Genomic DNA, 12,123 nt, shown 5'->3' with positions numbered 1-12,123 from the left:
CAGGAGTTCTGGCGATGGGCCACTTCAAGAGCAATGTCCGCGACATCGAGTTCAACCTTTTCGAGGTCTTCGGTACCGACAAGGTTCTCGACAAGGCGCCGTTCGACGACCTCGACGTCGAGACCGCCCGCGGCATGATCGCCGAGGTCGCCAAGCTGGCCGAAGGCCCGCTCGCCGCATCCTTCGTCGACGGTGACCGCAACCCGCCGGTCTTCGACCCGGACACGAACTCGGTCACCATGCCGGAGTCGGTCAAGAAATCCTTCAAGACGCTGTACGACAGCGAGTGGTGGCGCACCGAGACCATCCCTGAGCTCGGCGGCCAGCTCGTACCCCGCACGCTGACCTGGGCGATTGCCGAGCAGGTCCTCGGTTCCAACCCCGCCCTGCACATGTACATGGCGGGCGCGCCGTTCGCCGGCATCCTCCACAAGAACGGCAACGAGACCCAGAAGAAGATGGCCCAGCGGATGATCGACCGCGGGTGGGGCGCGACCATGGTGCTGACCGAGCCCGACGCGGGCTCCGACGTCGGCGCCGGCCGCACCAAGGCGACCGAGCAGCCCGACGGTTCCTGGCACATCGAGGGCGTCAAGCGCTTCATCACCTCGGCCGAGCACGACCTCACCGAGAACATCGTCCACCTTGTGCTGGCGCGCCCCGAGGGTGCCGGGCCGGGCACGAAGGGCCTGTCGCTGTTCGTGGTCCCGAAGTTCCACTTCGACCCCGAGACCGGCGAACTGGGTGAGCGCAACGGCGTCTACGTCACCAACGTCGAGCACAAGATGGGGCTCAAGGCGTCGACGACCTGCGAGCTGCGCTTCGGTGAGAACCCCGACGTCCCGGCGAAGGGCTGGCTCGTCGGCGACGTCCACGAGGGCATCGCGCAGATGTTCCAGGTCATCGAGCACGCGCGGATGATGGTCGGCACCAAGGCGATTGCCACGCTTTCGACGGGCTACCTGAACGCACTCGAGTTCGCCAAGACCCGCGTCCAGTCGGCCGACCTCACCCAGGCGTCGGACAAGACCGCCCCGCGCGTGACGATCATTCACCACCCCGACGTCCGTCGCAGCCTGATGCTGAACAAGGCCTACGCCGAGGGCCTGCGGTCTCTGGTCTACTACACCGCCACGGCGCAGGACCGCATCATCGTGGGCGAGCACGAAGGCGCCGACACGACGCTGGACGAGGCCATCAACGACCTGCTGCTGCCGATCGTCAAGGGCGTTGGGTCCGAGCGCTCGTACGACCAGCTGGCGCAAGCGTTGCAGGTCTTCGGCGGATCCGGCTACCTGCAGGACTACCCGCTCGAGCAGTACATCCGCGACGCGAAGATCGACACGTTGTACGAGGGCACCACCGCGATCCAGGCGCAGGACTTCTTCTTCCGCAAGATCGTCCGCAACAAGGGCGCTGCCCTCGGGGCGCTGTCCGGGGAGATCACCGAATTCCTCGAGTCGATCGCGGACGAGGGCCGGCTGAAGGAAGAGAGCGCCGCGCTGAAGAAGGCGCTCGAGGACTTCGGGGGCATCGTCGGTGCCATGTTCCAGCAGCTGATGAGCGGCCAGGAAGACGTCACCAACGTTTACAAGGTCGGCCAGAACGCCACTCGCCTGCTCATCTCTGCCGGTGACCTCATGGTCGGCTACCTGCTGCTGCGCCAGGCCGCGGTCGCCCTCACCAAGCTGGACGCGAACGGCGTCTCCGAGGCCGACCGGGCGTTTTACGAGGGCAAGCCGGCCGTCGCCCGCTTCTTCGCGACGACCGTGCTGCCGGAGCTCGCTGCCCGTCGCGCGGTCGCCGAGTCGATCGACAACTCGCTGATGGATGTGCCCGAAGCCGCGTTCTGATCCCAGCTGTCCCGAACGGCCCGTCCCCACTTCCGAGGACGGGCCGTTCGCATATCGCGTATCGGGGAGTGCGCCGTTCTCGTTGAGCGGCACAGACGCCGAGGCCAGGAGTTCCTGTGCGCCGATTTGCCGCCGTTGCCGTAACTGCACTGCTCGTCCTGCCGTTGCTCGGTAACACGACGGCCGGCTCGGTGACCGGCACCCGCGCCGTCATGTACGTGGGTAATGACTGGGACGGCACGGCGGACGTGGTCGATGCCCAGACCTACAAGGTCGTCAAACACATCAACGTGATCCCGGACAAGAACGCGCGCCTGCTCGAAATCACGCTGAACCCCGTCAAGCTCGTCTTCTACCTCGCGATCCGGGAACTCATCGGCCAAGGGCACGACCAGTACACCGACGACATGTTCAGCAACCGGGACGGCACGGTGCTCGCCGTCTCACGGCCGAGCTTCGCCGACGTCGTGGGCATCGACATCGCCACCGGCCAGATCAAATGGCGGGCGCCGATGGACGGGTACCGGGCCGACCACATGGCCGTCTCGCCCGACCGCAGCCGGCTGCTCGTGTCGGACTCGACCGCCAATGTGGTGCACGAGCTGGACATGGCGACCGGAGCGCGGCTGCGGCAGTTCTCGTCGGGGGACACGCCCCATGAGAGCAACTACTCGCCCGACGGTTCGCTCATCTATCACGCCAGCATCGGCCGGATCTACACGCCGACCGATCCGTCGATCTTCTGTCCGTTCACCGATCCGACCAAGGGTGTGCAGGTCTTCCAGATCGTGGACAACCGGACGTTCACGATCCTGCACCAGTGGGACATCGGCGCCAAGCTGGCCGAGGCCGGCTACCCGTGCATGAGCTCGGCGGTCCGGCCCATGGCGATCGCGCCCGACCAGCGATACGCATACCTCCAGGTGTCCTTCCTGCACGGGTTCGTCGAGTTCGACATGCAGACCGAGCGGGTGACGCGGGTCGTGCCGCTCCCCGACCTCGTCCCGAACACTCCCAAATCGCAGTACATCCTCAACTCCGCCCACCACGGCCTGGCGATGAACGCCGCGGGCACCACTCTGTGCGCCGCCGGGACGATGGACGGGTACGCGGCGATGGTCGACCGGCAGTCCGGCGCCGCGACGATCCTGCCGGTAGGCAACACCCCGTACTGGGCGACCGACAGTCCCGGCGGCGGCCAGTGCTGGATGTCGGTGGCGGCCGACAACAAGGTCGCAGTGCTCGACTATGCGACCAAGAGCGTGATCACCTACGTGCCGGTCGGCAATCATCCGCAGAGAGTGCGCGCCGGCGTGATCCAGAACGGCCTCATCGGCTGAGTCCTCCCGGTCGAGGTCACCTATCGTGGCTCGGTGACCATCGACCCCGACGAGCTGGCACTGTGCCTGCGCGTACTCGCCCAGGCCGAGGGCCTGCCGCCGGAGCACCCCGATGCGGTCGCGGTCCGCCGAGCCACCGGCCGGTTGTTCAAGGCCGTGAAGAAGGCGCGCCGCGACGAACGGCGCGAGGCCATCAACGCCGCCGACCGAGCCGTGGTCGCCGCCACCGCCACCGGCTCGCCGCAGCGCATCGATGACGAGACCGAGGGGCTGCCGCTCGTCTCGGCGGTGGCCGGCGCGCTCGCCGGCGCCTTCATCCGGCCCCGTCCGTGCTACATCTGCAAGCAGGACTACACCGAGGTCGACGCGTTCTACCACCAGCTCTGCCCCTCGTGCGCCGCGATCAACCGGTCGCATCGGGACGCCCGTACCGACCTGACCGGTCGGCGCGCGTTGCTCACCGGCGGACGGGCGAAGATCGGTATGTACATCGCGCTGCGCCTGCTGCGCGACGGCGCACACACCACGATCACCACGCGGTTCCCGAACGACGCCATCCGGCGGTTCCGCGCCATGCCCGACAGCGCCGACTGGCTGCACCGGCTGCGCATCGTCGGGATCGATCTACGTGACCCGGCACAGGTGGTCGCCCTCGCCGACTCGATCGCCGCCGCCGGGCCACTGGACGTGCTGATCAACAACGCCGCCCAGACCGTGCGCCGCTCGCCCGGCGCGTACGCACCGTTGGCGGCGGCGGAGAGCGAGCCGCTTCCGGACGGGCCGCTGCCCGAGGTCGTCACCTTCGACCACATCTCCGACGCGCACCCCGCGGCGCTGGCCGGGGCGCTGTCCGCGCATCCCATGCCGCATCTGCCGGACACCGTGCGCGGCGCAGACCTGTCCCGGCTTGCGCTGGTCGCAGGCTCGGCACTGCCCGCGGTCGGTAGTGCCGGCGTCGACGCTGGTGGGCTCGTCCCCGACGTCAACAGCGTCAACAGCTGGACGCAACGGGTGGACGAGGTCGACGCGCTGGAACTGCTCGAGGTGCAGCTGTGCAACACCACCGCGCCGTTCATCCTCATCAGCCGGCTGCGCCCAGCGATGGCGGCGAGCCCGGCACGGCGCAAATACATCGTCAACGTGTCGGCGATGGAGGGCGTCTTCAGCCGCGGCTACAAAGGGCCCGGCCATCCGCATACGAACATGGCCAAGGCCGCGCTCAACATGCTCACCCGCACCAGTGCCACTGAGCTGCTGACCGACGGGATCCTGATGACCTCGGTCGACACCGGTTGGATCACCGACGAGCGGCCGCACGAGACGAAGGTGCGCCTGGCCGACGAGGGCTTCCACGCGCCGCTCGATCTGGTCGACGGAGCGGCGCGCGTGTACGACCCGATCGTCCAGGGCGAGGCCGGCGTCGACCTGTACGGCTGCTTCCTGAAGGACTACGCCCGCGCCGCCTGGTGACAGCGTCAGAAGGCCACGTCCGTAAGGTCGAGACGTGAGTGAAGCGCAGGAGGATGCGTCGCTGTCGCGGTGGATCGAACTCGACGGAGCGGAGAACGTCCGCGACCTCGGCGGACTGCCGACGGTCCACGGACGTGTCGTGCAGCCGCGCCGGCTGATCCGGTCGGACAGCCTGCAAGGCCTCAGCGAGAAAGACGTCCGCCATCTCGTCGATGACCTGGGCGTGCGGGCGGTGGCCGACCTACGGACCGGCGTCGAGGTGTCGAGCGAGGGGCCGGGTCCGATCACCCGCGAGCCGTCGGTCGAGGTGCGGCACCTGTCGCTCTTCCCCGAGGCCGGCGACAACACCGACGCCGTCGCCGCAGAGGACGACGACGGGCCGGTCGTGCTGCCGTGGCAGGGCCCGAAGCGGTCGATCGACGAAAGCGACCGCCGCCGCGGGGCGTCCGGGGTGTACCTCAGCTATCTCGACGACCGCGCCGACTCGGTGATCGACGCGCTGCGGCTGATCGCCGGCACCGAGGGTGCGACCGTCGTGCACTGCGCGGCCGGCAAGGACCGAACGGGCGTCGTTGTCGCGCTCGCCCTCGCCGAGGTCGGTGTCGAGCGCGACGCGATCATCGAGGACTATGCGCTGAGCGGTGAGCGGATCGAGGCCATCATCAACCGGCTGTCAGCACGCAAGACGTACGCCTCCGACCTCGACGCCGGCACCGTCAACTTCGACCGGCACAAGCCGCGGGCCGAGACGATGGCCCGGCTGCTCGACGTGGTGGACGAGTTCTACGGTGGCGTGCCGGCGTGGCTGCGCGCGCACGGCTGGACCGAGGAGGACGCGGCCGCCCTGCGTCACAAGCTTCTCGACTGACCCCACGTGCACCGTTCCGCCCGGTAAATCGTCGGTCGCCGCGACCGGAAAGGCGCGACGTCAGGGGACGACGGATCGGTAGCGCGGGCGATCAGGACAAGAGCAGGGTGCGCACGGCGTCGGCGACGTCGCGCTCCAGCCAGCCCGGCAACCGTCCGCCCTCGCGCAGGTGCCGGCGCACCGCGGCATTCGGCAGGTCGACCACCGCCCGGACGACCGCATCGAGTGATCGCGCGTCGGCCCGCCCACGCAGCGCCCGGGTCAGGCGGGCCAGCGCCGCCTGGAGCGGCGCGTTCATCGTCGCCAGACGGTCCCGGAAGGCGTCGTCCGGAGCGGCGTCCAGCAGGTCCCGACGGCGGATCGCCAGCAGCAGCCGGACGTCGTCGGCTTCCTCACGGGCGAAGCGGACCTGCGTCATCGCCAGCGCGACCGCCGCATCGAGTGGGTCGGATTGGGTGGTCGCGGCCAGCGCGCGGTCCTGGAAGCGTTCGAGCGCGCGCAACCAGGCGGCCGTCAACACGCCGTCCCGGTTGCCGAACCGGTGATAGAGCGTGCCCACCGGCGCCCCGCTCTCCTCGGCGATCGCGGCGACGGAGGCGGCGCGCGGCCCGTCACGCAGGACGAGCGTGCGGGCGGCGTCGAGGATGTCGTCGGTGTCGTGCTTTCGCGGGGGCGCCATTGTTCTAGTACGATCCCTCTATATGGAGCAGTTACCCTATATCGATGAGCATCGCACACGCATCCGCGCGACACCGGATGCCGTGTGGGAGGCGCTCGTCGCGGTGCTGCGGTCGCAGTTGAACGTGCCGACACCGTTGCGGCGGGTCTGGGGCCTCACGCCGGACCAACGACGGGGCACCTGGACCGCGGCCGTGGGGACCGGCGACACGGTCCCCGGCTTCGCGGTCGTCGAGGCGCGGACGGCGCAGCGTCTGGCACTGCGCGGAGAACACCGGTTCTCGCGCTACGAGCTGGTCTTCACCCTCGAGCCCGCCGGTACCAGCGAGTGCACGCTCGGCGCGCAGAGCTGGGCTGCGTTCCCCGGCGTTGCCGGGGCGGCGTACCGGACGCTCGTGATCGGCACGGGTGGGCACCGGTTCGCCGTTCGCCGGCTCCTTCACAGCGTCGCGCGGCGGTCCTGATGGTCGGCGAGAACTGGGGTGCGACGGCGGCCGAGCGGACGCGGCCGTTGGACTGCGACGACCTGCTGCCGTCCGAGTCGCTCCGCGTCCATCGCGCTATCTCGATCGGTGCACCGCCGTGGATCGTCTTCGACTGGCTGTGCCAACTGCGGCTCGCACCGTACAGCTACGACCTGCTCGACAACTTCGGCCGCCGCAGCCCACGCGAGCTGACTCCGGGCCTCAACGAGCTCGCGGTGGGTCAGCGGTTCATGAAGCTCTTCGAGCTGGCGTCGTTCGTCCGCAACCAGCACGTGACGCTGCGTCGCCGCGGTGTGGCGGTGACCTACGCCGTGTCGGCGCTCGACCGGGACTGGACGAGGCTCCTCGTCCGAGTGGTTTTCCGCGCCAACCGCGGGCGCGCATTCGCACCGCTGGTCCTTCACGGTCTGGCGGTCGGCGACCTGGTGATGATGCGCAAGCAGCTGCTGACGCTGAAGGCGCTGGTTGAACGCGACGCCGCTCGACGGGCCGTCCACCCGATCCGTTGACAGATGGCGACGGGTCGGCAAACTGTGGCTGACGCCGATGACGTGCGGCGGATCGAGTCCCGCCGTTCATGAGTCGGGCGCGGGGTCGGGGCGAGAGCCCCGGTACGGGCGAGGGCGGGGACGCGTGGTCCCCCCGCTGGCCACCTGTTTCGGAGCCGCAGGCGAACGGCGTTTGGACCGCGCGAGTGCTGCGATGCGCTCGGCCGAGGGCAGCACTCGTCCGAGTCGCACGATGGAGCGCCCGAGGCTGACCGTCTTGTTATGCATGAGCAGGACGTAGGCAAGGATCGTGAAGACCGATCCCGAGGAGAGCGATCCGTTCCGGCCGGCCTGGACACACAGCAGGAGGATCGTGCACGTCGAAGCGCCGAGGACGACGTGCACAGCGAGGGTGGTGAGCCCTTCCACGCGGGTGGCCTTCGAGTCCGCGCGCGACGATTTTGCAGGTGGCGCCACGACGTCGGCGCCACCGCTGAGGAACCCGTGAAGATCGCCAGTGAGCTTCCCCTCGCGGATCCGGGATCGGCGGACGATCACCGATGAGCGCCACGCGCCGTACCCCCCGACCACGGCGGTAACCAGACCGCCGACGAGAAACACAGCGCCGATGAGCGGCGCGATGATCGTGACGATGACGGCCACGCCGAGGAAGAATCCGCCGTTGCGCGACATCCCGATCAGGATCGACTTGGTGCCGGTCTTGACCCGAGCGGCGTCCGACGTGACGGTCGCGATGAGGTCGCCGGCGTCCTGGCCTTCCTTGGCCGCAGCGGGAAGCTGGCGCAGCGCGGCACGACGAACCCCTTGTACGAGCCCGACCGCATACCGGGTGAATTCGAGTCGCTGCAGCGACTCGGCGACACCCCAGACGATCACGATGACGGCGAAGCTCGCGACCAACCACACCACGGGATCGCCCGCGTCGGGCACGATCGCGAGTACTGCTCCTTGCCGCCCGGCCCCGTTGGAGTGAAAGACGACCTCCAGCAACCCGCGAAGTGGCCACGGGAAGGCGAGCCGTGCCGCGACCACGAAGACGGTGGCCACCGCGCCTCGCACCAGGTGTCGGCGATGCGGCCTGCCGTACGGCAACAGGACGCGGGACGATTTCCGCGCCCGGCGCAGAGTCGTACTCAGTTGCGTCATGCCGTCAATCGCACCTCGTCGCGCAGCCATTGAAGCGCCACGCCCGTCGCTCGTCCTGGGTTGTAGAAGAGGTCGGCCGCGATGGCCCGCCGGATGTCGGATTGTGCCTGCGGATCGGAGAGGCCGGCCGCAATGGCCTGTTGCGCCGAGTGCACGTCGCCGGCGACTACTCCGCCTTTGCGGCCCCAGGTGTCCAGATCCAGGCGGTCGTCCTCGTTCGCCGCGGCCGCGAGCAGCTCGGGCACGTCGAGGTAGACCAGCGGGCGATCGAGGAGCAGATACTCGTTCGCTATGGAGGAGGCATCGCTGATCAACAAATCGCAAGCATGCAACGCGGGCATTGCGTCGGCGGCGCGGAGAACCCGCAGGTGCTCATTCTCGAGCGGGGCTAGTCGCTCGACCCAGTTGATCGACGCCTTCGGATGATCATGCGGCTTCACGATGAAGTCGTACTCGCCCGACCCTGCCATGCTCTTGATCAACTCTTCGCCGAATGTCTCGAGTGAGTTTTGACGCGCACCCGTGGGTGCGTACAGAACAATCGGCCGCTCCCCGGTCAGGCCGAGCTCGGCGAGGGTCGCCTGCCGGTCCAGGGTTCCGTCGAGCAGTTGATCGGTTTTGGGAAATCCGACGCGGACGCCGCGGGTGTCGCCCAGGTGCAGGACGTCGCGCTGCAACAGTCGGCGTTCCTGGTACGGACCCAGTACGAAGTAACGGTCGTACAGATCCTGCTCGGTGCGGACGGCCCGGTTGCGGAACGACAAGCCGTGAAACATTTCGACGGACATGGAGTAGCTGCGCGGCTTGATCGGCTTGGTGTTGGCGCAGAACAGAATGTCGACATCGACGTCCCCGAGGTCGGCAACGTCTATGACCGCGCGCGGCGGCAGATTGAACGGCGAATACAGGGCAGCGGTGTCGTGTGAACGCACGCCGTCCGCGCCGGTGCTCCGCAGACCGCCAGAGACCACCATCTCAACATCCGGGTCCTGAGTAAGCGCATCGAAGAGCGGCTTGAAGCACACGAAGTGCACTGGGGCATAACCGGTGAACATGACTCGCTTCATCCGGCCACCGCCGTCTTGTCTTCGTGGTCGGCCCGGCGAGCCGCGACCGCGGGCCGAGCGGCGTTCAGTCGAGTGATGGCCGGCCCCACGACTTCGCGGGCGACGACGAGATCTTCCGGGTAGTCGATCTCGACCCAAGGGAGGCCGGCGATATCGACGGCGCAGATCCGGTGAGTCCTGGCGATCGTGCTGATTGCCTGGGCGAGCCACCCGCGCTGGTGACCCCGCCGAAGCAAGGCCCCGGCGGCCGCGAGGCTCGCCTGGGCGGCCGCGGCTTTGAGCAGGAGCAGACCTACGTTCTCTCCGTGGGTGAATCTCGGCGACAGCTGCTTGCTCATCAGTACGAGCCGGTCGCCGCGAAGATGGACCTTCATGTGCTCCGGGTCTGCCCCTGAAGCCGAGTCCATGGCCAAGGCACTGCCGCCCCCGTCGAGTACCCGTTCGAGCAGTTCGAACGGGAACAGCACGTCGCTGTTGAGTACGACCACATCTCCCCGAATCACCGACCGCGCCAGGTGGAATGAGTACATGCTGTTGGTGACGGCGAATTGCTCGTTGTAGATGAACCGTACGCGCTCGGGCGCCGCCGACCGGATCTCTTCGTGGCGGTAGCCGACCACGACGATGATGTTCTCCACGCCGGCCCGGGTCAGAGCCTCCACCTGCCTGTGCAACAGGGTGCGTCCGCCGACCTCGACCAGACACTTGGGCGCATCGACCCCCAGCCGGGAGCCGGAGCCCGCGGCGAGAATGACAGCGTCCATGCAGGTGCTCCAACGGGGTCCGTGGCGAGCGGGTACCCCCGACAGGTCGCCGGAGGCTGAGCGCGAAGGCCCGGTCGAAAGCCGTGTGTCGAGGTTGAGCCGCCCCCTTCTGGCGGGGGGAACCAGAAGGGTGCGGCTCTGCTCACGGAACGTCAGCTGTTCCACCATCACACGCCAAACTAACGGCCGTCAAGAGAGCGTTAAGTAAGCCAAAAGTGTCACTCTTCTCAGCGAGTTGCCATCGCCATCGCAAGCGCCAGCGCAGTCCCGGCCCGGAGACATCGGCGCGGTAGCGTTCGGGCACCGGGAGGGCTCGCATAGTGGCCTAGTGCGGCGGTCTTGAAAACCGCTGTTGGGTGATCCCCAACCGTGGGTTCGAATCCCACGCCCTCCGCTCGCAGCCCCACGCCACGGTCGGCCGCCTTCCCGCCCACTGTGGTTGATTTGCCGCGCGGAAATGAACCCACAGCAGGCGGGAAGGCACGGCAGTGCGGGCCGGAGTAAATATTGCTTGACCGGTACAGAAGAGCGCCTTACTTTATCGGTACAGAAACTTGCCGAGGAGGCAGCCATGATCGATCCGCTGCAGATGACCGCACTGGCGCAAGATGCCCGGGGCCGACTCGCCCACAGTGCCCTGCCCGACGCGCCGGTGCTCGCCGACACGGCGACGGCGTGGAGCCGCAGCCGGGCGGCCATCGCCGTATTGCTCCGCCGCGTCGCCGACGCCGTGGCGCCGTCGGACTTCGTGCCGGGTGTGCGTCCTACGCTGTCCACCGGAGGGAGAAGTTGCTGATCCGATGGCACGAGTAACGCTGCAGACCATCGCCGACGCCGTCGGCGTGAGCCGGATGACGGTGTCGAACGCGTTCTCGCGTCCTGATCAGCTCTCGGCCGCGATGCGCGACCGCATCCTGGCCGTCGCCGAGCAGCTCGGCTACGTGGGACCGGACCCCACAGCCCGCGCCCTGGCCAGCGGCACGACCGCGACCGTCGGGCTGCTCATGTCCGACACACTTCAGTTCACCCTCACCGATGAGGTGGCGATGACGTTCATCGCCGCGATCGCCGACGAGCTCGCTCCCACCGGCCTGGCGCTGACGCTGCTGTCCGCCGCACCTCGCGAGGGCATCGTGCCGGCCCGCGACGTCGCGATGGACGGCGCCCTCGTCTACTCCTGCGACACGACTTCGCCCGCGGTCGGCTGGCTCATGCGCCGCCGCTTGCCGCTCGTCTTCGTCGACCAGCCGCCGACGCCCGGCATCACGAGCGTCAACATCGACGACCGTTCCGGCGCTCGGGCGGCGGCTGAACACCTGCTGTCGCTCGGGCATCGCCGCATCGGCATCGTGACCTCTGGCTTCGGCGGGGAGTACGGCGTGCTGGACAACCCGCGGACGGCGGCTCTGGCTTACGTCGAGAGCGAGCGCATGCTCGGCTGGCTGGACGCGTTGGATGCGGCCGGCGTCCCGCCGACGGTCGTCCGCGTCCCGCACGGCGATCCGCAGGAGATCGGCTACACCGGAGCGGAGACCCTGCTGGGTGCCGGCGGGGCACCGACGGCAGTCCTCGCCTTATCCGACGCGATCGCGCGCGGCGTCATCAGCGCGCTCGACGACAAGGGCTTCAAGGTGCCGGCCGACGTGTCCGTCGTCGGCTTCGACGACAACCCCGTCGGCCGCCGCACGCGCCCGGCGCTGACCACCGTCCGGCAGGACGTCGACGCCAAAGGCCGGGCCGCCGTCCGATCGCTGACCTCAGCGATCGAGCGGGCCAAGAAGCATCCGGGCGACCGGGCCAGGCACGTCGTACTCCCCACGGAACTGGTCGTCCGCGACAGCACCGCGGCCACAACCGGCACCCCGGCGAAAGCCTCGCGTCGTCGACAAGACGAACAGCGGTAGGACGGCCTCAACGCCGAGTGCAGGCAGCCGCGCGGAGCG

Annotated in this window: 12 protein-coding genes and 1 tRNA gene; 9 read left to right on the top strand and 4 right to left on the bottom strand. The window is 68.5% G+C overall.

Features of this window, described 5'->3' with window-relative positions:
* Nucleotides 1–14: 14 nt before the first annotated feature.
* From ABR571_RS13795 to ABR571_RS13780, 4 genes are all read left to right on the top strand, one after another.
* On the top strand, nt 15–1,853 hold the full coding sequence (locus ABR571_RS13795) for an acyl-CoA dehydrogenase (RefSeq protein WP_409453780.1): 1,839 nt from the start codon (nt 15–17) through the stop codon (nt 1,851–1,853).
* 116 nt (nt 1,854–1,969) lie between these two features.
* Nucleotides 1,970–3,193, top strand: a complete 1,224-nt coding sequence (locus ABR571_RS13790; protein ID WP_409453779.1) for a YncE family protein — start codon at nt 1,970–1,972, stop codon at nt 3,191–3,193.
* Between the two features lie 33 nt (nt 3,194–3,226).
* Nucleotides 3,227–4,663, top strand: coding sequence for an SDR family NAD(P)-dependent oxidoreductase (locus ABR571_RS13785; protein ID WP_409453778.1), 1,437 nt, complete (start codon nt 3,227–3,229; stop codon nt 4,661–4,663).
* A gap of 34 nt (nt 4,664–4,697) precedes the next feature.
* Complete coding sequence (locus ABR571_RS13780) at nt 4,698–5,531, top strand: tyrosine-protein phosphatase (protein ID WP_409453777.1); 834 nt, start codon at nt 4,698–4,700, stop codon at nt 5,529–5,531.
* Between the two features lie 91 nt (nt 5,532–5,622).
* Here the strand turns inward: ABR571_RS13780 and ABR571_RS13775 are convergent, their stop codons facing one another.
* Nucleotides 5,623–6,210 carry a TetR/AcrR family transcriptional regulator gene (locus tag ABR571_RS13775; RefSeq protein WP_409453776.1) on the bottom strand — a complete coding sequence of 196 codons (588 nt, stop codon included), beginning with the start codon at nt 6,208–6,210 and terminating at the stop codon, nt 5,623–5,625.
* Nucleotides 6,211–6,232: 22 nt separating this feature from the next.
* Between ABR571_RS13775 and ABR571_RS13770 the strand changes: the two genes are divergently transcribed.
* Both ABR571_RS13770 and ABR571_RS13765 read left to right on the top strand, forming a co-directional pair.
* Nucleotides 6,233–6,673, top strand: coding sequence for a hypothetical protein (locus tag ABR571_RS13770; RefSeq protein WP_409453775.1), 441 nt, complete (start codon nt 6,233–6,235; stop codon nt 6,671–6,673).
* The gene (locus tag ABR571_RS13765) at nt 6,673–7,203 is read left to right on the top strand and encodes a hypothetical protein (RefSeq protein ID WP_409453774.1); all 531 of its coding nucleotides are present in this window, start codon (nt 6,673–6,675) and stop codon (nt 7,201–7,203) included. Before ABR571_RS13770 ends, ABR571_RS13765 begins: the two co-directional genes overlap by 1 nt.
* A 66-nt stretch (nt 7,204–7,269) precedes the next feature.
* Here the strand turns inward: ABR571_RS13765 and ABR571_RS13760 are convergent, their stop codons facing one another.
* Genes ABR571_RS13760 through ABR571_RS13750 form a run of 3 tightly spaced genes read right to left on the bottom strand, consistent with a single transcriptional unit; the run spans nt 7,270 to nt 10,180 of the window.
* A complete protein-coding gene (locus ABR571_RS13760; protein WP_409453773.1) occupies nt 7,270–8,349 on the bottom strand; it encodes a hypothetical protein in 1,080 nt (359 codons plus the stop codon).
* On the bottom strand, nt 8,346–9,416 hold the full coding sequence (locus ABR571_RS13755) for a CDP-glycerol glycerophosphotransferase family protein (RefSeq protein WP_409453772.1): 1,071 nt from the start codon (nt 9,414–9,416) through the stop codon (nt 8,346–8,348). Before ABR571_RS13755 ends, ABR571_RS13760 begins: the two co-directional genes overlap by 4 nt.
* Nucleotides 9,413–10,180: an NTP transferase domain-containing protein gene (locus tag ABR571_RS13750; RefSeq protein ID WP_409453771.1), complete on the bottom strand. Its 768-nt coding sequence runs from the start codon at nt 10,178–10,180 to the stop codon at nt 9,413–9,415. The genes ABR571_RS13755 and ABR571_RS13750 overlap by 4 nt, the downstream gene beginning before the upstream one ends.
* Nucleotides 10,181–10,486: 306 nt before the next feature.
* Here ABR571_RS13750 and ABR571_RS13745 point away from each other — a divergent pair.
* The 3 genes from ABR571_RS13745 (at nt 10,487) to ABR571_RS13735 (ending at nt 12,084) form a co-directional block, all read left to right on the top strand.
* Nucleotides 10,487–10,574, top strand: a tRNA-Ser gene (locus ABR571_RS13745).
* Nucleotides 10,575–10,751: 177 nt separating this feature from the next.
* Entirely contained in the window at nt 10,752–10,976 is a 225-nt protein-coding gene (locus tag ABR571_RS13740) for a hypothetical protein (protein WP_409453770.1), read from the top strand.
* Between the two features lie 4 nt (nt 10,977–10,980).
* Nucleotides 10,981–12,084, top strand: a complete 1,104-nt coding sequence (locus ABR571_RS13735; RefSeq protein WP_409453769.1) for a LacI family DNA-binding transcriptional regulator — start codon at nt 10,981–10,983, stop codon at nt 12,082–12,084.
* Nucleotides 12,085–12,123: the final 39 nt, after the last annotated feature.

Source organism: Jatrophihabitans sp. (genome assembly GCF_046262535.1).
In the GTDB taxonomy this organism is placed as follows: Bacteria; Actinomycetota; Actinomycetes; order Mycobacteriales; family Jatrophihabitantaceae; genus Jatrophihabitans.
The sequence above is the reverse complement of the archived record's forward strand: the minus strand, read 5'-3'. Positions and strand labels throughout refer to the sequence as shown.

Coding starts and splice junctions, on each gene's coding strand:
- ABR571_RS13735 (WP_409453769.1), top strand. CDS start 10,981: ATGGCACGAGTAACGCTGCAGACCATCGCCGACGCCGTCGGCGTGAGC.
- ABR571_RS13795 (WP_409453780.1), top strand. CDS start 15: ATGGGCCACTTCAAGAGCAATGTCCGCGACATCGAGTTCAACCTTTTC.
- ABR571_RS13750 (WP_409453771.1), bottom strand. CDS start 10,180: ATGGACGCTGTCATTCTCGCCGCGGGCTCCGGCTCCCGGCTGGGGGTC.
- ABR571_RS13775 (WP_409453776.1), bottom strand. CDS start 6,210: ATGGCGCCCCCGCGAAAGCACGACACCGACGACATCCTCGACGCCGCC.
- ABR571_RS13760 (WP_409453773.1), bottom strand. CDS start 8,349: ATGACGCAACTGAGTACGACTCTGCGCCGGGCGCGGAAATCGTCCCGC.
- ABR571_RS13765 (WP_409453774.1), top strand. CDS start 6,673: ATGGTCGGCGAGAACTGGGGTGCGACGGCGGCCGAGCGGACGCGGCCG.
- ABR571_RS13740 (WP_409453770.1), top strand. CDS start 10,752: ATGATCGATCCGCTGCAGATGACCGCACTGGCGCAAGATGCCCGGGGC.
- ABR571_RS13755 (WP_409453772.1), bottom strand. CDS start 9,416: ATGAAGCGAGTCATGTTCACCGGTTATGCCCCAGTGCACTTCGTGTGC.
- ABR571_RS13770 (WP_409453775.1), top strand. CDS start 6,233: ATGGAGCAGTTACCCTATATCGATGAGCATCGCACACGCATCCGCGCG.